At 41.1% G+C, this 24,670-nt stretch carries 24 protein-coding genes; 17 read left to right on the forward strand and 7 right to left on the reverse strand.

All coding sequences use genetic code 11. From position 1 onward, the window contains the following. Positions 1 to 474 precede the first annotated feature (474 nt). Positions 475 to 3,807: a type I restriction-modification system endonuclease gene (gene hsdR / locus WKK05_RS38660; protein WP_341531827.1), complete on the forward strand. Its 3,333-nt coding sequence runs from the start codon at positions 475 to 477 to the stop codon at positions 3,805 to 3,807. Between the two features lie 12 nt (positions 3,808 to 3,819). On the opposite strand, the gene WKK05_RS38665 is transcribed toward hsdR, so the two are convergent. Further along, positions 3,820 to 4,437 (reverse strand): Uma2 family endonuclease, encoded by a 618-nt coding sequence (locus WKK05_RS38665; protein ID WP_341531828.1) that lies wholly within the window; start codon positions 4,435 to 4,437, stop codon positions 3,820 to 3,822. Positions 4,438 to 4,740: 303 nt separating this feature from the next. Between WKK05_RS38665 and WKK05_RS38670 the strand changes: the two genes are divergently transcribed. Beyond that, entirely contained in the window at positions 4,741 to 6,210 is a 1,470-nt protein-coding gene (locus WKK05_RS38670) for an N-6 DNA methylase (RefSeq protein ID WP_341531829.1), read from the forward strand. A 192-nt stretch (positions 6,211 to 6,402) separates the two neighbouring features. Then, positions 6,403 to 7,968 carry a restriction endonuclease subunit S gene (locus WKK05_RS38675; protein WP_341531830.1) on the forward strand — a complete coding sequence of 522 codons (1,566 nt, stop codon included), beginning with the start codon at positions 6,403 to 6,405 and terminating at the stop codon, positions 7,966 to 7,968. Between the two features lie 124 nt (positions 7,969 to 8,092). Here the strand turns inward: WKK05_RS38675 and WKK05_RS38680 are convergent, their stop codons facing one another. Genes WKK05_RS38680 through WKK05_RS38695 form a run of 4 tightly spaced genes read right to left on the reverse strand, consistent with a single transcriptional unit; the run spans position 8,093 to position 13,163 of the window. Continuing rightward, entirely contained in the window at positions 8,093 to 8,584 is a 492-nt protein-coding gene (locus WKK05_RS38680) for a Mov34/MPN/PAD-1 family protein (RefSeq protein WP_341531831.1), read from the reverse strand. 7 nt (positions 8,585 to 8,591) lie between these two features. After that, complete coding sequence (locus WKK05_RS38685) at positions 8,592 to 10,406, reverse strand: ThiF family adenylyltransferase (protein WP_341531832.1); 1,815 nt, start codon at positions 10,404 to 10,406, stop codon at positions 8,592 to 8,594. Continuing rightward, a complete protein-coding gene (locus WKK05_RS38690) occupies positions 10,406 to 11,575 on the reverse strand; it encodes a hypothetical protein (RefSeq protein WP_341531833.1) in 1,170 nt (389 codons plus the stop codon). The genes WKK05_RS38685 and WKK05_RS38690 overlap by 1 nt, the downstream gene beginning before the upstream one ends. Before the next feature lie 55 nt (positions 11,576 to 11,630). Continuing rightward, a complete protein-coding gene (locus tag WKK05_RS38695; RefSeq protein ID WP_341531834.1) occupies positions 11,631 to 13,163 on the reverse strand; it encodes an SAVED domain-containing protein in 1,533 nt (510 codons plus the stop codon). 277 nt (positions 13,164 to 13,440) lie between these two features. On the opposite strand from WKK05_RS38695, the gene WKK05_RS38700 reads away from it, so the two are divergent. Then, complete coding sequence (locus WKK05_RS38700) at positions 13,441 to 14,388, forward strand: XRE family transcriptional regulator (RefSeq protein WP_341531835.1); 948 nt, start codon at positions 13,441 to 13,443, stop codon at positions 14,386 to 14,388. A 165-nt stretch (positions 14,389 to 14,553) separates the two neighbouring features. Here the strand turns inward: WKK05_RS38700 and WKK05_RS38705 are convergent, their stop codons facing one another. Then, positions 14,554 to 15,615: a hypothetical protein gene (locus WKK05_RS38705; RefSeq protein ID WP_341531836.1), complete on the reverse strand. Its 1,062-nt coding sequence runs from the start codon at positions 15,613 to 15,615 to the stop codon at positions 14,554 to 14,556. A gap of 19 nt (positions 15,616 to 15,634) precedes the next feature. After that, the gene (locus tag WKK05_RS38710) at positions 15,635 to 16,438 is read right to left on the reverse strand and encodes a hypothetical protein (RefSeq protein ID WP_341531837.1); all 804 of its coding nucleotides are present in this window, start codon (positions 16,436 to 16,438) and stop codon (positions 15,635 to 15,637) included. A gap of 389 nt (positions 16,439 to 16,827) precedes the next feature. On the opposite strand from WKK05_RS38710, the gene WKK05_RS38715 reads away from it, so the two are divergent. From WKK05_RS38715 to WKK05_RS38775, 13 genes are all read left to right on the forward strand, one after another. After that, positions 16,828 to 17,118 (forward strand): helix-turn-helix transcriptional regulator, encoded by a 291-nt coding sequence (locus WKK05_RS38715; RefSeq protein ID WP_341531838.1) that lies wholly within the window; start codon positions 16,828 to 16,830, stop codon positions 17,116 to 17,118. Further along, positions 17,097 to 17,276, forward strand: a complete 180-nt coding sequence (locus WKK05_RS38720; RefSeq protein WP_341531839.1) for a hypothetical protein — start codon at positions 17,097 to 17,099, stop codon at positions 17,274 to 17,276. Before WKK05_RS38715 ends, WKK05_RS38720 begins: the two co-directional genes overlap by 22 nt. 369 nt (positions 17,277 to 17,645) lie before the next feature. Next, a complete protein-coding gene (locus tag WKK05_RS38725; protein ID WP_341531840.1) occupies positions 17,646 to 18,251 on the forward strand; it encodes a hypothetical protein in 606 nt (201 codons plus the stop codon). 463 nt (positions 18,252 to 18,714) lie between these two features. Continuing rightward, on the forward strand, positions 18,715 to 19,269 hold the full coding sequence (locus WKK05_RS38730; protein ID WP_341531841.1) for a hypothetical protein: 555 nt from the start codon (positions 18,715 to 18,717) through the stop codon (positions 19,267 to 19,269). Between the two features lie 223 nt (positions 19,270 to 19,492). Then, positions 19,493 to 19,765 (forward strand): hypothetical protein, encoded by a 273-nt coding sequence (locus WKK05_RS38735; RefSeq protein ID WP_341531842.1) that lies wholly within the window; start codon positions 19,493 to 19,495, stop codon positions 19,763 to 19,765. A gap of 123 nt (positions 19,766 to 19,888) precedes the next feature. Then, a complete protein-coding gene (locus WKK05_RS38740; protein WP_341531843.1) occupies positions 19,889 to 20,185 on the forward strand; it encodes a hypothetical protein in 297 nt (98 codons plus the stop codon). 88 nt (positions 20,186 to 20,273) lie between these two features. Beyond that, positions 20,274 to 20,543, forward strand: coding sequence for a hypothetical protein (locus WKK05_RS38745; RefSeq protein WP_341531844.1), 270 nt, complete (start codon positions 20,274 to 20,276; stop codon positions 20,541 to 20,543). A 3-nt stretch (positions 20,544 to 20,546) separates the two neighbouring features. After that, positions 20,547 to 20,735, forward strand: a complete 189-nt coding sequence (locus WKK05_RS38750) for a hypothetical protein (protein WP_341531845.1) — start codon at positions 20,547 to 20,549, stop codon at positions 20,733 to 20,735. Between the two features lie 72 nt (positions 20,736 to 20,807). Further along, entirely contained in the window at positions 20,808 to 21,881 is a 1,074-nt protein-coding gene (locus WKK05_RS38755; RefSeq protein WP_341531846.1) for a hypothetical protein, read from the forward strand. Between the two features lie 148 nt (positions 21,882 to 22,029). Then, complete coding sequence (locus WKK05_RS38760; RefSeq protein WP_341531847.1) at positions 22,030 to 22,497, forward strand: DUF1257 domain-containing protein; 468 nt, start codon at positions 22,030 to 22,032, stop codon at positions 22,495 to 22,497. Positions 22,498 to 22,500: 3 nt separating this feature from the next. Further along, positions 22,501 to 22,707 carry a DUF2997 domain-containing protein gene (locus WKK05_RS38765; RefSeq protein WP_341529935.1) on the forward strand — a complete coding sequence of 69 codons (207 nt, stop codon included), beginning with the start codon at positions 22,501 to 22,503 and terminating at the stop codon, positions 22,705 to 22,707. 42 nt (positions 22,708 to 22,749) lie between these two features. Then, a complete protein-coding gene (locus WKK05_RS38770; protein WP_341529936.1) occupies positions 22,750 to 23,007 on the forward strand; it encodes a hypothetical protein in 258 nt (85 codons plus the stop codon). Continuing rightward, positions 23,004 to 24,629 carry an AAA family ATPase gene (locus WKK05_RS38775; protein WP_341531848.1) on the forward strand — a complete coding sequence of 542 codons (1,626 nt, stop codon included), beginning with the start codon at positions 23,004 to 23,006 and terminating at the stop codon, positions 24,627 to 24,629. The genes WKK05_RS38770 and WKK05_RS38775 overlap by 4 nt, the downstream gene beginning before the upstream one ends. Positions 24,630 to 24,670 lie beyond the last annotated feature (41 nt).

Below are 24,670 nucleotides of genomic sequence, written 5' to 3' on the forward strand. Positions count from 1 at the left end.
TAGTAAAGACTTAACATAAACTAGATTATGTTTGCTGAGAATTGAATCTGCTGTAATGTAATAGAACCACCAGAGCTACTTAATGAGTCCAACAATATAGCAGATTTATGCTCAACATAACCCTGTTATGCCACTTTTGAAAAACAATAATCGAAGCGAAACTTTCAACCTTTGATTGAATCAAGCTTTGAGCTTCATTTACTAACAGAAACTAGAATTTCTAGCCAAAAACCAGAAATTAAATAAAGCTCCAGAAGGCTTACAGTGATTGGTTTCTACTAAAGAGACATAAGCGTCCGAGGAATGCGATCACTCTCCTCAAACCAGAAAAATAAAGCTGTTTACTATTGAAAGGTTGCAATTAAAGCTTAAAGCTTAGGCTAATACGGGACAAATTCAGGTATAATCTGTTAGAAAGATACTTATACAGTAGCAATCTACACTTGCAAGCCCCAAGGGAGAAAAACTGCCAGGATGTTAGTATCGCCAAACTTTGGATTTCTAGCAGTCCATGATCCGCAACTGGTGCGACTAGGAGCTTTGGCAGAAAGGTATTTTACTAATGACCCTAATACTTGTGTAATAAAACTGCGTCAGTTTGGTGAACTACTGGCACAACTGATTGCTGCTCAAGTAGGAATATACGAAGGTGAAGAGCGGCAAATTGATTTGATGCGTCGCCTGCGGGACAAAGGAATCCTCAAAGGCAAGTCTTATGATTTATTCAATGAATTGCGTCTAGCTGGGAATAATGCTACACACGCGCTTGCTGATGACCAGAGAACTGCCCTGAGCAACTTGAAATATGCACGGCAGCTAGCAATCTGGTTTCATCGGGTTACGACCAAAAACCCAGATTTTAACCCTGGCCCGTTTGTCCCACCTCAAGACCCAGAGGTAGAAACCCAGGCGCTCAAACAAGAATTAGAACAGTTGCGGGCTGAGTTACAAACCAGTCGCACAGCCACAGAACTAGCACAAATCGCTGTCCAACAAGAAGCACAGCATCGCATATCCGCAGAAGAATTAGCCAAAGAAGCTGAGGCACAAAGACAAGTTGCCTTAAATCACCTTGCAACTCTTCAAGCCACAGCACAAAGTCAGTCTGTACAAACAATTCAAGAAACTATTCAGCGTTCCCAACAAGCAGGAGAAAACATTGACCTGGATGAACGGGAAACCCGCCGCCTCATCGATATTCAGCTAAGGTCTGCTGGTTGGGAAGTAAATTCAGAGCAGCTTACGTACAGTATAGGCACTCGTCCGCAAAAAGGTAGGAATTTGGCGATCGCAGAATGGCCTACAGATGATGGACGCGCTGACTACGTTCTGTTTGTGGGACTCCAGGTAATGGCTGTAGTCGAAGCCAAACGCCAAAGCACTGATGTTTATGCTGCCATCGACCAAGCCAAACGTTACAGCCGCGGTTACAAAATTAAAGATAACGAAACCTTACCCGGTGGCCCCTGGGGAGAATACAAAGTACCTTTCGTCTTTGCCACTAATGGACGAGAATTTTTGAGACAGTTGCAAACCAAAAGCGGCATTTGGTTTTGTGATGTACGCCGCCCTGAAAATATCCGTCGTCCTCTTAGCACTTGGTACAAACCAGAAGCTTTTGTTGATGCACTTGGGCAGGATGAAGACCAAGCACACCAACGACTTGCCGAAGAAGGTTTTAACTATAACCTGGAACTGCGTGATTACCAAATCAAAGCGATTCAAGCCGTTGAAACAAGATTAGCCAAAGGCTTTAGAGAATTATTATTAGCAATGGCCACAGGGACAGGTAAAACTAAAACCTGCCTTATTTTGGTTTATCGTCTTCTCAAGACTAAACGTTTTCGCCGCGTTCTTTTTCTGGTAGACCGCACAGTATTGGGAGAACAGACAGGTAATGTTTTTAAAGAAACGCGAATAGAGAATTTACAAACTTTCGCTGATATTTTTGGTCTAAAAGAACTGGGTGAGGCAGTACCAGATAGCGATACCAAAGTCCACATTGATACTGTACAAGCATTTGTCAAGCGTATTCTTTACCCAGGCGAGAACGCAGCCGTTCCTACCGCCGATCAGTATGATTGCATTGTTGTGGATGAATGCCACAGAGGATATTTGCTAGATAGGGAATTAAGCGATACAGAAATCACCTTCCGCGACTTTAACGATTATGTTTCTAAGTATCGCCGCGTCCTCGACCATTTTGATGCCGTGAAAATTGGACTTACTGCAACCCCTGCCCTGCATACTACGCAAATATTTGGTCAACCTGTTTACACCTACAGATATAAAGAAGCAGTCATTGATGGCCACCTCATTGACTGTGAGCCTCCCATCCGCATAGTGACAGCCCTTAGCGAAGATGGCATAGTGTGGCAACCAGGGGCAGAAATGGAATATTTTGACCCGCTCACAGGCAGGATTGATCTAGTTAATGCCCCTGATGAAGTCAAAATTGAAGTAGAACGATTTAACCGCCAAGTGGTTACTGAAGAATTTAATCGAGTCATCTGCGAATATTTAGCCCAAAATATTGACCCTTCATTACCAGGGAAAACCTTAATATTTTGTGTGAATGATAGTCACGCTGATATTGTTGTTCACTTATTAAAACAAGCCTTAATTGACCAGTATGGCAGTGTTGAAGATGATGCAGTTCTTAAGATTACTGGCAAGGCAGACCAACCATCACAATTAATTCGCCGCTATAAAAACGAAGCTAACCCGAAAATTGCCGTGACGGTAGACTTGTTAACTACTGGCATTGATGTACCCGAAATCTGCAATTTAGTCTTTATTCGACGGGTAAACTCGCGCATCCTTTACGAACAAATGTTAGGACGGGCTACACGTCGTTGCGATGCGATTAAAAAAGAAGTTTTCTACATTTACGATGCAGTAAATCTATATTCAGCCCTGTCGCCTTTGTCCACAATGAAACCAGTGGCAGTTAACCCCAAGATTTCGTTTACCCAACTGGTGTCAGAATTGCAGACAGTTAACGACAGCACTGCTACGGCTACCATTGTTGAACAATTCTTAGCCAAACTGCAACGCCAGCAAAGAAAACTAGGCGAGCGCAACCGGGAGAGTATTGAAGCTGCTGCCGGAATGCCAATGGCAGACATGATCAATCATTTGCGCCAAACCGACCCTCAGCAACTCAAGCAATGGTTTAGACAAAGAGCAGCGATCGCACAAATGTTAGATGCTAGAGATGGCGGTAGGCAACCGATACTAATTTCCCGTCATGCCGACGAGCTACGGCGTATAGAGAGGGGGTATGGTAATGCTCAAAAACCCGAAGATTATTTAGATAGTTTTGGGGCATATTTACGAGAGAACATCAATAAGATTCCAGCTTTGATGGTAGTTACTACCCGTCCCCGCGAGTTAACCAGAGCGCAGTTAAAGGAATTGCGTTTAATGCTAGACCTTGCGGGATATTCAGAAAGGACGTTACAGGTGGCATGGCGGGAGATGACCAATGCTGATATTGCCGCTTCAATCATTGGCTTTATCCGCCAAGCCGCTTTGGGTGATGCTTTGGTTTCTTACGAAGAGAGGGTAGACAAGGCAATGAGGAAAATTCTGGCTTCTCAAAACTGGACACCACCTCAACGCAAATGGCTAGAGCGTATTGGTAAGCAATTGAAAGCTGAGACGATTGTTGATATTGAAACGCTAGACCAAGGCGAATTTAGAACCCAAGGTGGCGGTTTTGTTAGGTTAAATAAAATATTTGATGGGCAGTTGTCAGAGGTTTTAGTGCAGATTAATGAATCGCTATGGCAAGATGTGGGTTAAAACTCAAGCGAATCAATATTTGGCCGCATCAAAAATTTGCTGTGCGGTTAAATTTAATTCGGGAAAGGTAGGTGATGCGATCACAGCATTGCCTTGAAACGGATTCATTTGATATTCCCCATCAATTAATTGACATACAAAAATAGTGGGTTGTTTCGGGTTACCGATGAATTTTCTTGCTCCTAATGCAGCATAATCAGCAATCCAATATTCAGGAATGCCCATTTCTTCATAGTCTCCAAGCTTACTGTAGTAATCATCGCGCCAGTTAGTTGATACAACCTCAACTACTATTGGAACGGATGCAGCTTGGGTTACTGTTGACTGTTTTTGAAAAAGCGATTCATTGGCGAGATTATCAAGATTTAGCAGCAACACATCAGGCGAATAAGCAGATTCAGCATCAGGTGTTTTAACGAATGCAGTTTTAGGTATAGTATAAGGAAGGTTCAGGCGATCAAACTCGACAGTTAATTTCCGAGCTATAAACCCTACAACTTTTTCATGTTCTCCGGTTGGAGGCGCCATTTCAACAATTACTCCCCTGTGTAATTCATAACGTTTGCCATCGTTAGGATACCATTCGATAAATTCATCAAATGTAGCTAATTGATGCAAGGTTTGAGCCATAATTTTACCTCTAAATATATTTAAAGTTGTTTAAATCTCCCAAGTTTTTGTGAACACCAATAATAATTTTTATTATAAGAGTATCCTTTATAAAGGGTGAAAATTAGATTTAACTAAGAAGTATACATAACTTAGTAATTAACATAATTTAAGCAACAATGCTTCTTTTATAGTAATTCAAAAATAATTTTAATTTGCCTTTATCTTTTTTACACAATTATAAAAATACTCGGCTTTGACAACTTTACCTAATTGCTTATAATTACAAAGCAGCATTTGTATAGTGAGCATTTATTTAAGACCTTGAGCGCAACTACTGACATCGTACAAAAACTCTGGAATCTCTGTCATATCCTGCGGGATGATGGGATTACTTATCTGGCTTATGTAACAGAGTTAACATACTTGCTGTTCCTCAAGATGGCACAGGAAACAGGTACAGAAACTCAAATCCCTGAAGGTTATCGTTGGGGTGATTTGGTGACCAGAGATGGCATCGAACAGATGAACTTCTACCGTGCTGCCCTGTTGGAGTTGGGGACTAACAGTTCGCTACGAGTACAGGCAATTTTTGTTAATGCTCAAACTGCCCTTAAAAAACCACAAATTCTTACCAAACTAGTCAAAAGTATTGATGAGCTTGACTGGTACTCTGCCAAAGAAGAAGGGTTAGGCGACCTGTATGAAGGGCTTTTAGAGAGAAACGCCAGTGAGAAAAAATCTGGTGCAGGGCAATACTTTACCCCGCGTCCTTTGATTGATTGCATGGTGGAACTCATCAAACCTCAAGCAGGAGAACTGGTACAAGACCCTGCTGCTGGTACTGGTGGGTTTTTAATTGCCAGTGATCGCTACATTAGAAAATACACGAGTGACTTATTTGATTTAAGCGAAGCCGAACAGTCATTTCACCGCCACCAAGCATTTTACGGCATTGAATTAGTCCAAGATGCCCATCGACTGTTATTGATGAATATGCTGTTACATGGCATTGAGGGGGCTGTAGAGTTGGGGGATACTCTCTCTAGTGATGGGCAGCAGTTACCAAAAGCCAATGTTATCTTGACTAACCCCCCTTTCGGAACGAAAAAGGGTGGTGGATTGCCAACACGCGATGATTTTACATATCCTACATCAAACAAGCAGTTAGCTTTTTTACAGCATATCTACCGGGGATTGTTGCCGGGAGGTAGGGCAGCAGTGGTATTACCTGATAATGTACTGTTTGAAGATGGGGTAGGGCGCAGCATTCGTGCGGATTTAATGGATAAGTGCAATTTGCATACCATTCTCAGGCTGCCCACTGGGATATTTTATGCCCAAGGTGTTAAGACTAACGTACTGTTTTTTCAACGTGGAACAACAGATAAGGGCAACACCAAGCAGGTGTGGTTTTACGATATGCGAACCAATATGCCCAGTTTTGGTAAGCGTATTCCTCTAACTCGTCAGCATTTCTCTGAATTTGAGCAGTGCTATGGAGATGACCCGAATGGTAATAGTCCCCGTGTAGATCAAGAAGAAGATGGACGCTTCCGGTGTTTTACACGAGAGCAGATTACTAAGCGTAATGATAACCTTGATATTTCCTGGTTACGGGATGAGAGTTTGCAGTCGGGGGATAATCTGCCAGAGCCAGAGGTAATTGCGGCTGAGATTATGGAAAAACTGCGGATTGCAACTAAGGAGATGGAGTCACTGATGATACTGCTGGAAGGGGAAGAGGCGGCAGAGGCTGTTAGTACTTCAGTAGGGTTGTCAACTTTAGAATAGGAACGAACACACAGAAAACCAAACCCTAGAAGTTACCAGAGTAAGTTTTTATTATCAGAGAAGTATGAATAGCGGTATAAAAATTTGATTGTCTGTGAGTAGAAATAGAATTTTAGCATTCATAAAACTCTGTAAAGAAATAATATTTTCTAGATTAAATGAGTTATAGATTGGAGATGAGGAGAAATTGAAGTGGGTGATAAGTTAGCTTTTAATATTTCTCAAGTATCTAACTTGCCTGATGGTTGGTGTTGGGGAATACTCGATCAACTTATGAAAAAAATTGTTGATGGAACACATCATACTCCAACTTACGTTGAGCATGGAGTACCATTTTTATCAGTAAAAGATATTAGAGATGGACAAATATATTTTGATAGTTGTAAATACATTTCACAAGAAGAACATAAAAAACTGTGCCAAAGATGCTATCCAGAATATGGAGATTTGCTAATTACTAAAAGCGGAACTATTGGGCGCTGTGCAATAGTAAAAGCAAAGTGTGAATTTAGCTTATTCGTTAGTGTGGCTTTGCTTAAACCAGCCTCATCTGAGATAAACATATCATTTATATCCCTTGCCTTTCAAGCATGGTTTCAAACCATAAATGTTCAAAACGACATTACAGGAAGTGCTATCAAAAATTTTCATCTAGTTGATTTCAAACAATTAGCACTTCCCCTCCCACCCCTCAACGAACAACGCCGTATAGTTGCCAAGATTGAGGAATTGAAAGAACGCACGCAGCGAGCAAAGGAAGCACTTGAGGCAATTCCTGCGCTGCTAAAGCAGTTTCGTCAGTCTGTCCTCGCTGCTGCCTTTCGTGGCGACCTTACTGCTGATTGGCGGGAGGAGAATCCTGATGTTGAACCTGCTTCGGTTTTGCTTGAGCGAACTTCACATAGCTTGAATCTGAACTTTCATAAAGAAACAAATAATATTAATAGAGATCAACAAATAATCCCAAATACCTGGAGTTGGACTCCGCTTAAATTAGTTGTAAAAAATATTCAAGCTGGGAAAAACTTTTCTTGTCCTGAAATACCAGTTACAGAAGATAAAGTAGGTTTAGTAAAAATTAGTGCTGTAACTTGGGGATTTTTTGATGAGAAAGAAACTAAAACTGTTACAGATAAATCTAAAATTGAGCCTAGTTTATTTATTAATGAAGGGGATTTTTTAATTTCACGAGCAAATACACTTGAGTTAGTAGGAGCATCAGTAGTAGTTGAAGAAATAAGACATAAAATAATGATTAGCGATAAGGTCTGGCGAGTTACATTCTTAGAAGCTGAAAATAATTATATAAATTTTTACTTGAAATCAAAATTAGGAAGAAAAGAAATAGAGAGCCGTGCTACTGGTAATCAACTTTCTATGCGAAATATATCTCAAAATGCTTTTAAAGATGTTGTTATAGCTATCCCACCACTTATAGAACAAAAAGAAATTATCTATAGGGTAAAATACTTTTACAAAATTGCTGATGCAATTGAGTACCAGTACCAAGAAATTAAAGCAAACCTAGGCCTGCTTGATCAATCCATACTGGGTAAAGCCTTTCGTGGTGAACTCGTACCCCAAGACCCTAACGACGAACCTGCATCAGTCCTGCTAGAACGAATCCGTGCAGAATACGCCAAACTCAAAACTAAAACAGATAAAAAATCTACAGCTAAAACAAGCACTCGACGTACCAAAAACACACAGCTGCAAGAAGAGGAACCTGTGCAGCTAGAACTGGGGCTGGAATCATGAACACAAGCAAGTTATAACTTTTAAATTTCTTAGCTTTAATAACAAAATAAAGTTGATATTTCTTTTTTATTAAATCATCCCATCTAGCCGACACAAATAAGTCTTTAATATATAACTTATAGGGTCAGTTATAGATAATTAGCTCTATTTGAGGATAATTTCTAGGAAAAATATAAGCTTTCATATTCCATTGATTATTAGGATCACCACCGATAATTAATAGTAATGGTTCAGGGCATTGATAAGAACTAGACTCTCCAATTTTCTGCATCTGGCTAATGTCTATTTCGCTAGGGTTAGAATTAGAAAACGGATGGAAGTGCCATTCACCTAGATAATATTGCTTTTTATCTCTCATCCATAAACGATTTAGCCATTGTTGAAGGTCATGTGTACCTCTATAAAACCAGTTGTGACCACTATGAGAATCTGAAGGAGCATCAGAAATAGATGTAATGACTGCACAGTTGTGTAACTCGGTGTAGAAACCTACAAGAATTCCTCCCGTTTCTTGTACACCTGCACGTACACAAACTTTTAATAATTGAGATATTTCTCTATTATGTATTTTTAATGCAAATCTTTTGTCTTCCGACCAAAATTCTAAATCGCTCATTTTATATTTAGCTATCAAGCTGATGAAGACCTAAAAAAGTCCCATTTTGATATATTTGCTCAAAAACAACTAAATTAGGGTTTTCTGGGGGCGATGTTGACAATGATTCAATATGTTTCACTGCTATTGATGCCATCATCCATACATCATCAATCCGAGCAGGAAACACAGGATGCCAGCATCCAATCCCTTCCCTTGGCAATTGTTGCCCTTTATATTCCTTAAGTTCTTTGTGTAGCCACGGATTTAGCATAGCTCTAAAAGTAGCATAAGGAAAACTATCACCATAACTCGAAAATAAGAACAAGTGCTTGCCACCTATCCCCAGCGAGATAGAAATAAATAGTTTACAACTCCCCCAGAAAAAATGCTCTAAGTGGTAAAGTACTGTATCACTTCCTGTACAATCAAGAATTATGTCAGACTGTTGAATGTTAGCTTTGTCAGTTTCTTCAAGTTGAGGGAAGTTGCGATCAATACCTACCACAGTACCGTGAGGAGAAGTACTGTTAAGACGAGTAGCAAGTTTAGTAGCTTTTTTTACTTTTAGGTCATACAAACTGAGGGTATGCCGTGTTAAATTACCTATTTCAAAGGTATCTGAGTCTAAGATAGTTATCTTGTGTGCATTCCCTCGACTTAAAATTTCAGCAACTACTGAACCAATAGCTCCTGCACCCAATAAAAGTATTTTCTTAGAAGCTAAGGGTTCAGGTAGTTTACCACGAGTTGCAATATGCCTAATATGCCAGTTCTCTGAGTTAAGCCAAACTAAATTTACATTTCCACGCAGAATTTCAGTTCTGTCTCGCTGCCAATATCCCTCTTCATTTGTTCTGAAACCTTTAGCAGTTTTTATACTTTCGGATAAAACAGGCAATTGTAGTGCTTGCCAATGTATCTGGTGTAAATTACCATCTATCTCAGCAGGAATCGGAAAACCAATAAGAGCAATATGGCTTTTCCCATCACGTATAAACTTTGCAGCTATTTTTAACTGTTCATTAATGTTAATTTTCTGCTCTCGACAAACTTCTCGTAACTCTCTCCATGTTACTGGAACCTGCCAAGGGCTGAAGACAGGGATTTGTTGTAAAAGTATCCATATTCCTAAAACTGACTCACTTTTCAATTCGTTCATGTCTCGGCCCCATGTAAGCCTAAGTAATTCTTTGCCACGAATTGATTGAAATGATTTTATAAAAAATACATCTGGTTTTTTACGCAAAGATATTAACTGAACCAGTCCAACCGATTCAGAAATTTTTTGCCATTGACTAAAAGACTCCTCACTTTCCGAGAAAGCAACTGTTATAGAATTACTTAAAGGAAAATGAGGAAGCTCAAACGGATCGCCTGGATAAATCAGTTTATTTTCTGAGGCGGCCACTAACCATTCTATAGCACGCCTAAAGTGCCATTCTAGCCTCCAGTGATAATCGTAAGGTTCGCTATGATAGCCTTGACGACCTAAAGCATGAACAGTAGTATCTAAGCAGATTTTACCGTCACGCCAAGGTACTTTACTATCGCCAAAACTATTAAAATTTTGGTGAAGAAAGGTGTGGGTAAGCCCCTTTTCCTTTGCTGGATAAAACCCAATGTTTCCCCAAGGATACTCTGAACTAACCAGAACATACCAGTTTGTTGATTGTGGAATAAAGATACTTGGTTGTGAATTAATATATATGCGACAGTGCAATGTCCAAGTAGCTACTTGCTCGTTCCATGTCCAGTCATGTAAAATTTCAACGCATGATATACTCTCAAGGACTCTACGAGCAGCAAGAAGCTCCGTAGAAGGTATCTTTTTATAGCTCACTACGCGAATCTACCTCCTCCTAATTGAGATACCCCCTGTCGAGGTGTATAACCGCCACCTTTAGGACTGTTCCCACCATTGCCGCTATTACCATTATTAGGAGGAGCATCTGGAAATTTATTTCCAAAAAGTTTTTGCCAGTATTGAACGCTTGTGAGAATATCTTTTGTATCATAGGCAAGACGGGCTACCTCTGCTGCTTCACATACCTGACTGTGAAACTCTGCAAAATCTTCACCAGAGACACGTTTGAATACATTGTGTGATGGCACACCATGATCTGGCAATGTGGGAGATAGTTTCAAATCAGCGTAACTTTGGTACTGCTTGGCAATAGTTTCTAGGGTTATAGTTATCCCTTCAGCTACTGATTTAATTTCATCTGGGCAGCATTGCCCAATCAAATGCTCAACAGGATATCCTTTAGGGTACTTAGGTGTTGAATGATTTATCCGTCGCCACCATTTCAGAGATTTGACAACATTAATATAATGTTTATTGCATCTACGATTTTTATCCCAAGTCCACCTGATTTGCTCTAAGGGGTGAGTATCCTGCCATTGTTCAGTATCGAGATCAGGAATACGAAGGGGCGAAAGCTTCCACTCAGGTTGTGTACTCGCAGTATCTAAACGAAAATTCTTTTGCGAAAATGAAACAATAGACCTCGTTTCTAAGGAAATCCAAGAAGGTACTAAGCGCCAGTCTTCATCTGCTTCGGGCGTTTCTGGCGTATCATCAGAAATGACGCTATCACTATTAAAGATTCCAATTTCACTTTCAGAAGGTGCTGATGTAATTACTAAATCTAAATCAACATAAGATAATTCAATAGCAAAAGAACGCCCTTGTTGTTTATATTTACCTTTGTAATGTTTTTCTAAAAACGCCACAAATAATTCAAGTGCTTTCTCAGGTGTATATTCACCTTCACTAAGTCTAGTCACTACAATAACATCGACATCTGCTCGCTTTTGACCCTGGGGACGAATAGCAGTTGCACGACGGTAGCTGCCTTGTAAGAATGTTGCAACAATAATAGAAGATAAAGCTTCATCTGCTTTAAGCCGATCTCGTAAGATGCGGTGGCCATTTTTATAATCACTAACATGATTATCTTGAGGACGAATCTGAGCAAGAAAATCATTAAAGTAACTTGGTAATTCCATACTTACATTTGTTTTATAAAGAAGTTTAATTTTAACTATTAATGTTTTTAGAATATTAAAGAGGTGGAAACATCAGAGATGGCTGATATGCACCAGGTGTATTTTGGTCGAAGTCGTATTCATAAAAAATACATGAGCCAAAGCTACGGGCTAGTTGACCAATAAAAAAAACTAGCGCATTTGGGGCAGCAACAAAAATATGTAGTTTCCCTTGGCGTTCCAGAATTGTACGATCGCTTCTCAAACGGGCTGATAATTGATCAGCAAGTAATTTAGCGTGTGTTGCATCGACTATTGCTTGCGAGTTAGCCCCATTAGAAGGCATATAGAAAAAAATCCGATGAATTGGCAACTGTGCTAGTGCAATATATGCTTGAACATCCGATGCAACTGAATGGGTTACAGAGAGAGCAATAGCTACATCTGTACCGTCTTCTACCATTGATTCTTGAGTAACAGTCCAAGCAGGGTATTGGTTAGGAACAAGGCAAGGAGATGGTCGCCAAATCTCTCTTCCAGTTCCGGTAGACTGAGTAAGTGCGACATCTATTCCAGATTTTGAGTTAAGGCAATATCCAGAAGCAAAGGCAATTGACGCATGGGTATGGAGATGTAAGTGGCAACGTTGACCGAAACGTAAGTGGTTAGTAAGAAATTTATCTACCGAGGGATATATTTCTGTTTGCCAGAGATCTAAAGACCGAATACTACGACCATTAAAGTATCGAAGCAAATCTAACATAGCATCGGTTTCATCTTCTAAGTGTTCAGCCCAACGAAGAAAACTACGAATTCCAAGACGGTAGACATCAGGTTCCACGATAGAATGCCCTAGCCAAAGATTTTCGCGCTTACAAATAGCTTCAATGTCAGCACGAGTAAATTCTGTTTTTTCACTTTGAATTAATCGCCGTGCTAGTTCATCGTAAGAATTACATAAACGCCCTTCTTCAATAGGAAGAAGCCCAGCTCTATATAGTTTATCGTTAAGCCAGTCACCAATTTCTTTAAGAGTTCGTCCTTGTAAAATCCTTAAAGGACGCAGAACAAGGCACAGTTCTTCATCTGTTTCAATGCTTAAGTGTTCACGCCACTCAGCCCGTAACTTACCCATGAGGGAGTTAGAACCGCCTTCAGCCAAGCGATGCCAGTCAAGTCTGCCATCGGTCTTAGAGTGTACTTGTGCAAGACGATCATCAGGATCAATTTGCCAAGGCGAATAAAGTATGAAGTGAGCTTCAGTACCGTTAGGAGCATATTGGGTCTGGGCATTTTTTAGGCGTTGAAGTATGGAAACTGATGTGGCATTGATAAATGCAGGGTTCATCATGCCCTTATAAGTAAAAGCTCCAGCTGATGTAACATGGAACTTTACCTGATGGTACTCCGTATTGAGAGGGTTGCCCTCATCATCTTGCATACCTTTATAATAGACCACAACATCATCAAAAGATTTAATGTTGTTTGCTTCATAACCAACACGCACAACTTTTGTGCGCTCACTAAAGAGACGGCAAACTTGAAACCAAAACCATCGCGCTTGATAGTCATCTCCTTGAATACGAGCAGCAATTGCTCTTTTAGCCATAATCAATTTTTCTTTATTTAAGTCAGCACTAATCTGCTACAAAAATTATTGGTTTCAAATCAAATATAGATAACCACTAAAATGCCTAATTCTTTTTGAATTCTATCTCCTTGATTAAAATTATAAAAAACTGACGATACCACAACACACAATCTGAGTTTTAATATAGATGTGTCAGTGGTTCACTATCGCACAAGATTAGATATAGATTATTCGCTAAAAAAGTTTGTGTCAATAATTCACCATCGCACAAAAATTAAAAAAACCTTTATTTTATATGGATAGCCAAATAGAACTGTTAGTTAAATTGCTCAAAAAGAAACGAGAGACTCAGGGCTATAGCCTTAGAAAGCTTTCATCTGTAATAGGTGTAAGCTTTTCAACTCTAGGGCGAGTTGAGAGAGGAGATGGAGAACCCGACAATAATACCAAGATTCGTATTCTTGAGTGGCTAGGCGATGATGCTAGACTTGCAGGTATTAATTTCGATAGCGTAGCATTGGTTCATTTTCGTGCGCGCAAGCAAATTGACTCAGAAACAGTTCAAGGACTTTTAAAGGTTGCAGATCACCTTAAATGCCAATATAGCTCAAACTCAATTCGTACTTTTATAGAACAAAGCAGTATTGAAGAATCTGATGCTGCAATTTCTTTAACTAAAGATGAAATGGAAAAAATAGCGGAAGAATTTCGTGAAGAAATCGGTCTGCTTGAAAACGAACCACTTGATCCTTTTCGTCTGAAGATTGAGGGTGTAGAAATGATGAGCCTTGCAGATGTTAGAGATATTGACAATGATTTAAAGCTTCAATTATTAAATTCGGGAAAACAAAACTGGTCTGCCATGAGTATCCCCCTTGAAGAAGGTTCGGATAAATGGGCAATTGTTTGGAACAGTTCTCAAAGTCAAAAACGCCAAAGAGTTTCTTTGTTAGAAGAAATGTGGCATATCTTACTTGGACACAAATTGACACGAATAACAAAGGTAGCAGATATTTATGGCAGAACTTTTGCTGAAGTTGAGGAGCATGATGCCTACTATCTTGCCGCAGCAACTCTTCTGCCATCAGATGTAATCAAAAAGTTTGTTAAAAAAAAACAGGGTATCTCTGAATTAGCAGCAAATTATGGGGTTACGCCTGACCTCATAGAATATCGAATCAAGCGCCTTGGATTATGGCATCAGTACAAAGGGATGAAAATTACACTTGTTCCAAAAGAGTAATTTTGTTTAAATTCTACTACCAATTTACTTAGATTCCCAATAGTAAAGTAATTCTAAAATTCATGAGTAAATTTGAGCTTTTTGAGCCATCCTAGAAACACTTTTATCTAAAAATGCTCAATACATTTCTCAATATTCAAATCGGGCAGAGGTACACATTTACTCTTACACACCCACCGGACACCGCCGCATCATCTCCGCCAACGCCACTGCTTCCCCATCCGCCGTATACACAGTGTCCCCCGACATCGCAATCACAATCCGTTGTTGCCTTGCCCACTCGAACCAATCCTTCACAGCACATTTAACCTGTGCAGACTCCGGCTTCCTCCCTTCCTTACAAGCCGCCACAAATACAGCCTCCGGTGATTTAATCCCTTTCCAAGTTCGGAGTGCTTCTTTCAAATAAGCGATCGCACCCGGTACATTCTCCCAACATCGCTTAACTGTACGTTGAATCTCACAATTGAGCCGAAACTGAGGGGTACAAGGTATTTCTCGTAACTGTTCCAGTACGTCTTGCATTTCCTGCTGACTCGGTGAAGAGAATTCTTCTACAGAATCGGAGGCATAATCATCCAATTCTGATTCATCTACGTAGTGAGTAGCTTGGGCAGGTTCTACCAAAACTTCCTGACTTGATTTTGGCACGAACTCGGCGGCGGAAAATTTGCCCTCCCCAGAATCTGTCTCGTTAATTAAGTGAAGCAGTTCTGTCTTTTCAACAAAGGGAGTAGCCAGGACTTGCTTATCTAGATTTTCCTTTTCCACTTCCTCATTTTTTTTTAACTCAACAGCAATGTGTTGTTGTGGCTTAGAAGCTTCAGGATGGGATCTGTGGTGTTGTTCTACAGTGAATTCTGAATGCTCAGTTTTGAGCTTGGGGTGTTCAAGTAACCTATTCAGTACCTCAAGGTTCAATTTATACTGCCAAGTCTTATCCTGCCCATTACCCGGATTCTTCTGCTTCTCAATGATGCCCATATCTTCAAGCAAAGCGATCGCACTTCTGATTATATGAAGACTATGCTCACCCATCAAATCAGCGTAGATTTTCTTAAGAGGCTGGTATACCCAAGGAGTACGGTGATTTTTCAGCTTCCACTTTGTCCAATGCCGAAAATACTCGATCAGCTTGGCAGCACAGAAATTGCCTGTGATATCCAGATACTCTCGGCGCAATATAACTAAGACTGAAAATTTCTCAGCAGGGTTAATGCTACTCATCTGCTACATCCTGTATCGTCTAGAACGGCATATTTTCTTGGTCTTCTTCTGAAGCTTGTGACCAAAATTCTCTGAGCTTTTGGAGTTTGGTTGCTTGAAGTTGCTGTTTCTCTTCGGGCGAGACTTCACCTACCAACTGTTCAACCTCAGCCCGTTGCCGTTTCTTCCAAAGTTCAATGGTGGCAGCAGGTAGGGCTAACGGTTGATTCTCTTGAGATGGTCGAAAGTTGCGACGGTGGTACAAAAAGCGGAAGTGTCGTTTGTCCTGCGAAGGAAGCGCTCGCCAAACTTCGGCATCCCAGGCGGGGGGCATGAAGTCGGCTGATGGGGGCAGTAGATTCTGGACTTGGGTTTGGAGGTCGAAGAGCGCCTGTTGCATTGCAGGAATGGACTGGAGCAATGCCATCTGTTCTGCACTGAGAGTCTGCGGTGAGTAGCCCGTTTGTGACCAGATGAATACCCGCAGTCCAGCCCTGGCAACCATACGGTAATTGTTGAGGGCGATTTGCTTACCTTTGTACTTCCGTGCGTCTACAGCGTAGTATTCCAGAATCGCGTGGCAAAGCTCGTCAATTACATACAAGCTCCCGTTAGGGTTGTTCGTTATGAGCCTCCAATCGTTGCCAGCTAATTCTTTCAGCGATTTTGGTAAGTCATTCGTTATGGGGTCGGAATCACGAATCTTGTTGAGTAATTGGGTAATTGCAGGCTGATTTACACCACAAAAATCAGCTAAAGCAGTAACGGTCATTCCACTCACCCCATCATTTTGACGGGTACAAAATCCTAATTCGTCCTTAATTTGAAAACTAAGCTCGTCCATAGTTCCTCTTTTTGACGCATGGAACTGTTGCGGCATTGCAACTAAGCTGCCGAGAATTTTTAAGTTTTGTAACTAAAAGCTGTAGACTAGTAATAATTACTCATTACCTGCCATTCATAAGCGATCGCACACCGTAACACCCTGCGATCACTTTTAATTATCGATTAACCAAGTCATCGGCTTTTGGTTAATTTCTTCTTCACCCCAAAAGTGTGTCAGCATTATAATTGGCTCACTTTTTGTAAATGAGTTTGGCAAAGCGATCGCGTTGCTTCCCGGCTGGCGATCGCTTTTGCATCATCACTACCTCAGTGTAATCAAAAAACTCTAAAAACACAAGGTGGTGTTGTAAATTAGAGGAGAGTTAAATGATAGATGAGGTATGTCTTGTGAAACTGTCCTATGTATCTCGTTTTACTTGGGATGAAGAAACAGCACAACGATTAAGGAAGTTACGTGGCAAAATTAGCCGAGACAAATTAGCGGAAAAAGCTGGTTGTAGCAATACTTTTATTCAAAATCTTGAATGGGCAAACCCACGGAACAGGCCAGAATCAATCTCTAAAGAAGATGCATTTGCTATTTGTAATGCACTTGATGTACCTATCTGGAGACTATTTCCAGCACTAGTAATTAATCCTGAAAGCTTACAACAAATATGCCAAGTTCTGTTGACATAGTACAATACCATGTTGTAAATTATTTATATAAGAGAGGAATTGAGCGCGATGCCTCTCAGAAAAAGAAAGAAGTACTCAAAACCCAAACTAACCAAATTAAACAAACGACACAACTATCAAAAACTAATAGCCAGCGGGATGAGCAGCCGCAGCCATAAACTTGTAATGGTCAAGCCACCTGGGATGATCCAGATGACCGAACCACGTCTAAAAACTGGTTGTAAAAACTTCAATCTTTGCAAAACAAAGGCGATTGTGAACTCCTCAGTATGCAATCGCCTTTTCAATTCTTACCACGCGGCTGTACAGAGGACACGGTAAATTTCAATATCTTCTCTACAGCTTAGTGCTGTCTGATGTTTTGACATCAGCTGATACGCTTTGCCTTGGAATTACTTTATGAGGCTGCGCCAAATCTAGAATGAGAGCGTTGTGCTTGCACAACGTTGTTCATGTAAATCAAAAGGTGATCGCTACGTCCGGAAAACTCCGCGATCACCTTTCTATCCAAAAGGAATCTTAAAATTATGCCACAAGTTACAACAACTGTAACCCCTTGCGTCAAAGCTGAAAAATTGAGAGTAGTAGAAGTCTGCTTTGGCTGCCACGAATATTACGCTGATGACAAACTCATAGCCAGCATAACCTATGACCTCGAACACTTAACGCAACGCTGGGTAGTCATGGTCAACGAGAAAGAACTCCATCGTGCTGCTACCCCAATGCTTTGCCATCGCTACATCTGCTGGGAGTATAAAGCCGGCTCACTACCAGTGCAAGAGCAAGAAGCTCCAAGCGCGACAACTGGGAATGAAGTTATGGTTCAGATTGCTGACGAGTGTGAAAAGTACGGTTTTGAAATCCTGGACGATGGTATTTACTACCAAGACCAGAAGCTTGGTCAAGTAGGCTGTACTAACGGCAGATGGTGGGTCACAAGAGCTTCGTCAGAACATCAGCAGAAAGTCCCGTGTGATTCTGCATTTGATGCGGTGTGGTCGTTGTCGATGGCTCAACTAACTTGTTGCGAAGACTTGTTAGATAGACCATTCGAGACACTAACGGTTGAAGAATGGCGAAGGCTAGTGGAATATCAGCCAGAGTCAGAAAGTCGGAAGCCAGTAGCGGCGTAATTGCTCATTAGCAGCAAAAAGCTCTTTGTCTTACTAAATGGTTTGGTTAAAGTAGTTAAGGAGACTGCGAAAACTAAAAAGCCAGACGCCTAGCTGGCTTTTTAGTATGAACACAAGTTCTAATGCTTGAATAGTATCAGATGAATATCTTTGCAGATACTGATATGCATCATATATACAATGGCATTTCATGCATTCAATCTAGATACTAGTAAAAGCCTCATCTATATGGCGAGATGGGGCTTAATCAACTTTGGTGCACTGTTACTATAGAGCAATCATGCAGTTAATAAATATCCTGCTAGATAGAAGAAACTGCAATGTAACACTTTTAAAGGTAATAAATAATACAGCTTTTTCTAAGCCACAAAATACTAAAGGCAGGATATACAAACACATCTAAAAACAATAACCCTAATAAGGCTGCGCCAAGCATCAATGAAAATGTATTGGTATCAAACACATGACTCCTCAAGAAACATCAGAATTACTTACTGCCCTAATGCGCCAAGAAGAATTACTCAAGCAGTTGGTCGCTTCAATTAATAAACCGAAACTGGGATTGCACTCTGATGCTGGGAGTTGCAAAGTCTATTGCAATCGCCATAATAAATCGTTATGGTATACGCTATCGAATGATGAACCAGTTGCGATTACCCAAACTGCTCTGACTGGATATCTGCGAGAACTGAAATTTGAAAAGAGCGACAGGAATGGGGAAGAAAAGTGCAAATTGCTAGTTTCAATTCAGGCAGACCGACTATACATCTTAGAAACTGGTTATGATACGCACTTTTCAAAAAGCATATTAGCAGCCGTTGCCTTGTTAACTCCACAACAGCTTTATTCCCCAGTGACAATTCAACCGCAGGCAGGGGATAAGGGAACTGTGCTGTTCTGCCGTGTGTGGGCTGGGTCTGAGCTAATCATGGCTAACTATAACGAGCAAACGGACTTTAAAGTGATTGCGCGTCAAGCTTTAAATGTAGTCAAAGCTGCAAATGAAATGGTGTTTTAAGCAGAAAATCTTGATAAAAATAGGCGGAAAAATCCGCCTATTTAACAGAAGAACTGGTTAATAACCAATTATTGCAGATGACTTGATAACTTATTTAAAGTTATGTCTTAAGTATGAATTCATCAGTTAGTTATAAACAGGGTTTGTAACAAATTTTACTATCAGTTGTTCAAGCCTTGTCTACAGCTTACTGTGCTGTATATTCATTACCCAAAATAATCTGATGACAACAACAATCGTTCATCCAACTGTCGAAAACCTACAACAGTTTTCTGACTCGTTCGACTTGTCCAAGCTGTTGAAATCTGAGGGAGTTCTGCCGTGGCTTTTGGCTAACGGATGGGATTACGATGACAAGACACGATTAATTGCAGACATTGTTGACGAATCCACGAGTCTTGATGAAGTTTGGGATTCATCAGAGTTTGATTTTAACACATTGCCTGATGAAGAAAAGGGAAAACTTTATCAGATTTTCGAGCATTTCTATCTGTAATCTTCTGCCACTGAAGGATCAGACTATGTATGAAAAACTCTATAGCCAGACTTAATCAGTATGGCTGTAGAGAAAAATCGATTCAACAAAGGATTATGACACAAAGAAACCAGAAAGTAAAAAATGAGTAAAGTTCAACAACACGAATCAGCTTGGAATGCACTGATGGGGTTAGATAAGCGGCATTACATAGCTACAGGATTTTATGCACTCGGCGACGCTTATTTGATAAGTGGTAAAGACCCAAAGTACAGGAACATTATTATTCTTGTAGAACATCGGCAGAAAACGCAGATTAATCATTGGGATTATGTGTGCAATAAATCTGAATGCCGTCAACAGCCAACAATAGAAACTAACGGCGACGATGGTAACGGGAATTTGAAACGGAAAGCTCCATCACTTAAAGTTTACAACTAAACAAGAGAGCGCAATTTTTGACAGTATTTCCAGGCAATCGCTACGCTGCTTAGAAATTGAAAGTATTTACTAAATCAGGAGAACGAAAATGGAACTTAATCCTGTTTACGATCCAAGGCTATTAAATCCATCAAAAGTTTACCAAATTGATGGAGGGTTATATCAGTATTTGCGTCAATCAGGTACTAGTACTAATCCCCGATATGTCTTCGGTCATTTACCTACGCCAGGGCATAAGAGGAAGTCGGATATAGTTCTGAACCGTACTAAATTAGCAATCCGTTGTTCTGAAGTAGTAGGGATGTCTGCCTCGACTTCTGCACCTGAAGATAATTCTGAACAACTTCAATTATTTTGAGCTATGTCAATTTATAAACCACCTGTTGTCAAAAGACCCATTAAGCTACAAAACAATGGGTCTACAAAGATAGTTTACCGAGCTATCAAAAACATTCATCGGCTAAAAGATAGCCACGAGTTAGGAACTGCAACTATTAATCGTACATCCTGCATGGTTCGGAAATCAGGAATTTATTGGGTTGTGATCTAGTTTCCAACTATGGCTTTGTGAGAGAGCTTCGCTACACAAGAGTGAAAAGTAATAATTGGGGAATTGACAGAAATGGTACAAGCAATTGATCACGCTGCTAGTGCAACCTTCTTAACTAATGCAGTGGTTGAACGTCATAATTTCTCGCAGTTGAATAAAACCCGTATTCGGTTTCGGATTCAGTTAAAGAAAAGTACAAAATCTGCTGCACCTAAATGGGCCGATGTGCTAAAAGCTGAAGTCTCTGAAATTGAATCAGACCTCGTGAAAGTAACGAATTCCGAAGTTGGGCTCAGAGGTATCAAGGTATTCAAGAAGTTGGACGAAGCCGCCGCCCAACTCAGACAAGAGATTGCTTCTGTGCAGGAGTGGATGTCATCTGATACTGGTGATTGGGTTTGTCCAATTGATTTAGCCCCACTTGTTTGGAGTCAACTTCTCAATATCAGAGATAATATCGCCCCTGGACTGCGTAATCAATTAAAAGTTGATTATGAAGCAGGACTCGAAGATTATCAAGAGCGGATTGATCAGTTTCTCTCACTTAACACTTGGGAATTAGCCCAGGATAAGCAAGAATCAGTAAAAGCCAACTTGCTTCGAGCCTTCCCTACTCTGACTGACCTTGAAGACTACTTACAAGTAATCATAGGTCGTCCAGTGATTATCCCGGCACTGTCCGAGCAGCTCAATCAGCAGCAAGCCGAATGTCTAGACCAGATTACCAAGTTCATCCAACAGTATGACCAAAATCTGGAGCAGCGGTTACGTGAATCAGCCCTCGCTGGTGGTGAACAACTCGCTGCTGTGTTGTTGTCGGAACTGGCTGATTGGGAGCCGGGACGTAAGCCAGTTCTCTTTAAGAAAAAGATGCAACGCCATCTGATGAAGGTTCAGGTGTTGTTAGCAAACGCTGATCCTGAAGCAGGCAGCAGCTTGGAGGCGATGATGGCGCACTTGGATTCAATTGTGAATGATCCGGCGATTGAGTCGAAGAATCTAGGTTCAGATACGCGCTCCCAGTTGCAGCAAAAAATGGATTCTATCCGCACCAAGTTGTTAGATGAACAACGTAATCTCCAACAGTTAGCAACTGGCGACGTGGGCTTATCAAAAGCTACCGTCATGTCGTTCAAGTTCAGGTAAAAAAATAGTCTTAAGCGAGAGTGTATTCGCTTAAGACTAATGAACTTGATGATTAAAAGTGTAACGTTCACCTCACAAAGAATATCGCACTTTTAGTATTTGTCAAAACTTTCTTTCATCAACTTTATTCATCACAAAGGCGGTAAAAATGTCACATTTCTCAACAGTAAAAACTAGGCTTACTAATCGTGAATGCTTAGTACAAGCTCTGACGGATCTCAAACTTCAACCACTGGTTCATGAAAAAGCACAGCCATTAAAGGGTTACTACGGTAGCTCCCAGGGAAGGAGTGCTGAAATTATCGTATCTGGTCGCACGATTAAAGCCCGTGCAGACATTGGATTCAAATGGAATCAAGAGAGTAACGTGTATGACGTGATACATGATGCCTACGAGACAGACCCGCGATTGGGACAAGATTTCTTCAGTAACAAGTTAATGCTGGCTTATGGACAGCGGATGGTTCGTGCCAAGGCTGTGGAGCTTCAGCAGCAATTTGGAGAGTGCGCGATCGCCGAATCTACAAACGACACTGTGCAAACCCTACGTCTTACCTTCAGTGGACATCAGCAACAACAGCAACAACAGCAACAACAGCAATATACAAGGAGATAACGCATGGAACGTTCAATATTGATTCATTTTGATTCAGCTACAGGTGAAGTTCGTGTGGAGGCTGAGGGATTTGACGGAGTGAGTTGTTTATCAGCTACGCAACCGTTTGAAGAGGCATTGGGAGTTGTGGGCGAACGAGAGTTTAAGGACGAAGCCCAAACCCAACAACTTCGGACTACGAACAGTAGTCAAACACGCCTGCGTCAGTAATCAATATGGGGGAATCAACAAGTTTCCCCCTCAAAACCAATCATGAACGAATTAGCTAAAGAATACCCATTTGTTCACGTTTATGCACAACAGAAAGCACATGAGCCAGTAATCATTAAAGCTAATACTGAGGGATTGTGCGTGCTGTTGAATGCAATTGTTTCTGCCATTGCCCAATTAGAGCGCAATGGTATGGCTGAGGTTTTTGACGGCGATGCCGAAGTCTATGAGGTAATCGTCAAACTCGTAAATACTCATGACGAATTATCTCCAGTCCCTTACGAAATACCAAAACAATGAAACTCTCAAATTTACTCTCCACGCTTGATTCACAAATCCCCATTGCAGCGCTTGATGTGCTGTCCCCCGACGAAGCAACGATTATTCAGTGGTTAACTACTGAAGCTAACAATAAGTTAAAAAGTCCTGTGTTCTTCTGGAACCTCGGTGTTTCCAGTTTAGAACAATGTCTGATTGCGTCGGATGGTGGCTTGATGTTTAAGCCAGTAGTGGAGTATAATAAACCACCACACGCTGACCCGCTGTTATACGTGTTTGATTATATTGCGAATTTTAGTAGTGATGGAGTCTTCATTCTTGGAGATATTCACCCCTTTGTTGGGAAGAATTCGCCTTCGTTATCCTGGGAGATTGTCAGTAAAGTAAAAAATCTCTACCATCGCCTCAAGCCAACTGGGAAACGCATTGTGCTGCTGGGGCAAAACATTCAACTACACGAGTCACTTATACGCTTAATTCCTTACTGTGAAGTACCTCTCCCCACTGTTGAGCAGGTAAAAGAGCATATAAATTCTTACTTGTATGACCTGTGGGAATTAGCTTCTCAAATTGATGAGCCTTTTAAGTTGAATTTAACCAATTCCGATCAAGAAACTCTCTCTCGCGCAGCTTTAGGACTGACCTTGGAAGAGATTAGTGATTTCTTACGTCTGACGGTAAAAGAAAAGCTAACTGATAATGGTGTTGTTGTCGATGCCGACTTCATACCTAAAGCTGTCGAGTACAAAACTCGGCTACTGGCTCAGATGGGTATCGAGTTGGGCAAGCCAGCCAGCATACCGTTCGGCGGTTTGGATAACTTGCGTGAGTGGTTGAATCGTCGGCGGCGGCTGTTCACCCAAGAGGCGCGAAGTCTTAGCTTACCCCAACCAAAAGGTGTGCTGCTGGCTGGCCCACCCGGAACAGGTAAAAGTCACTGTGCTAAAAACATTGCTAACATTCTCAATTTACCATTGTTGCAGTTAGACATTGCCTCGATGTTGGGTTCTCTTGTGGGTGAGTCTGAAGGTAATGTTAAACGTGCATTGAAAACAGCTCTTGCGATCGCACCGTGTGTGTTGTTTGTTGATGAAATAGAGAAGGCACTGTCAGGACAGGGAGATACAAGTGGTGTTTCCCAACGCATCTTGGGTACTTTGCTCACGTTCATGGCTGAATGCACCAGCGGCGTGTTTATAGTTGCAACCTGCAATGACCCGTCAGTACTACCGAGTGAACTTAAGAGGAAGGGAAGATTTGATGAGCAATTTTTCGTTGATCTTCCCACTCTACCAGAACGAGCGCAAATCCTCAGCATCCACCTGCAACGCTTTGGCATCACTGTTGAATCGGAGTATCTCGAAGCGATCGCAGCCAACACCGCAAAATTCTCCGGTGCGGAATTGGAGACGCTAGCTGCTGAAGCGGCGCTGTTGGCGTTTGACGAAGGTAGACCACAGCAAATCACACTTGGGGATTTAGAAGCCTGCCGTCAAACCATTACCCCGCTTGCCATTCAGGATGCGGCAGCAGTTGGGCGTATGCAATCCTGGGCAGCTACTGCAAGACCTGCTAGTAGTCCTGTTGTGCAGACGGCGAAAACTCAATCGCTACGTGCTGCCAAGTTTCGGAATATGAACTGATGAGAATAGCGTTTGCTTCATAATATTAGAAGCGATCGCCC

This window comes from Nostoc sp. UHCC 0302 (assembly GCF_038096175.1).
Taxonomy (GTDB): domain Bacteria; phylum Cyanobacteriota; class Cyanobacteriia; order Cyanobacteriales; family Nostocaceae; genus UHCC-0302.

Excerpts from the sequence above, each read along its gene's own strand:
- hsdR (WP_341531827.1), top strand. The coding sequence starts at position 475 with ATGTTAGTATCGCCAAACTTTGGATTTCTAGCAGTCCATGATCCGCAA.
- WKK05_RS38665 (WP_341531828.1), bottom strand. The coding sequence starts at position 4,437 with ATGGCTCAAACCTTGCATCAATTAGCTACATTTGATGAATTTATCGAA.
- WKK05_RS38680 (WP_341531831.1), bottom strand. The coding sequence starts at position 8,584 with ATGAGCGATTTAGAATTTTGGTCGGAAGACAAAAGATTTGCATTAAAA.
- WKK05_RS38690 (WP_341531833.1), bottom strand. The coding sequence starts at position 11,575 with ATGGAATTACCAAGTTACTTTAATGATTTTCTTGCTCAGATTCGTCCT.
- WKK05_RS38695 (WP_341531834.1), bottom strand. The coding sequence starts at position 13,163 with ATGGCTAAAAGAGCAATTGCTGCTCGTATTCAAGGAGATGACTATCAA.
- WKK05_RS38700 (WP_341531835.1), top strand. The coding sequence starts at position 13,441 with ATGGATAGCCAAATAGAACTGTTAGTTAAATTGCTCAAAAAGAAACGA.
- WKK05_RS38705 (WP_341531836.1), bottom strand. The coding sequence starts at position 15,615 with ATGAGTAGCATTAACCCTGCTGAGAAATTTTCAGTCTTAGTTATATTG.
- WKK05_RS38710 (WP_341531837.1), bottom strand. The coding sequence starts at position 16,438 with ATGGACGAGCTTAGTTTTCAAATTAAGGACGAATTAGGATTTTGTACC.
- WKK05_RS38720 (WP_341531839.1), top strand. The coding sequence starts at position 17,097 with ATGCCAAGTTCTGTTGACATAGTACAATACCATGTTGTAAATTATTTA.
- WKK05_RS38725 (WP_341531840.1), top strand. The coding sequence starts at position 17,646 with ATGCCACAAGTTACAACAACTGTAACCCCTTGCGTCAAAGCTGAAAAA.
- WKK05_RS38730 (WP_341531841.1), top strand. The coding sequence starts at position 18,715 with ATGACTCCTCAAGAAACATCAGAATTACTTACTGCCCTAATGCGCCAA.
- WKK05_RS38735 (WP_341531842.1), top strand. The coding sequence starts at position 19,493 with ATGACAACAACAATCGTTCATCCAACTGTCGAAAACCTACAACAGTTT.
- WKK05_RS38740 (WP_341531843.1), top strand. The coding sequence starts at position 19,889 with ATGAGTAAAGTTCAACAACACGAATCAGCTTGGAATGCACTGATGGGG.
- WKK05_RS38745 (WP_341531844.1), top strand. The coding sequence starts at position 20,274 with ATGGAACTTAATCCTGTTTACGATCCAAGGCTATTAAATCCATCAAAA.
- WKK05_RS38750 (WP_341531845.1), top strand. The coding sequence starts at position 20,547 with ATGTCAATTTATAAACCACCTGTTGTCAAAAGACCCATTAAGCTACAA.
- WKK05_RS38755 (WP_341531846.1), top strand. The coding sequence starts at position 20,808 with ATGGTACAAGCAATTGATCACGCTGCTAGTGCAACCTTCTTAACTAAT.
- WKK05_RS38760 (WP_341531847.1), top strand. The coding sequence starts at position 22,030 with ATGTCACATTTCTCAACAGTAAAAACTAGGCTTACTAATCGTGAATGC.
- WKK05_RS38765 (WP_341529935.1), top strand. The coding sequence starts at position 22,501 with ATGGAACGTTCAATATTGATTCATTTTGATTCAGCTACAGGTGAAGTT.
- WKK05_RS38770 (WP_341529936.1), top strand. The coding sequence starts at position 22,750 with ATGAACGAATTAGCTAAAGAATACCCATTTGTTCACGTTTATGCACAA.
- WKK05_RS38775 (WP_341531848.1), top strand. The coding sequence starts at position 23,004 with ATGAAACTCTCAAATTTACTCTCCACGCTTGATTCACAAATCCCCATT.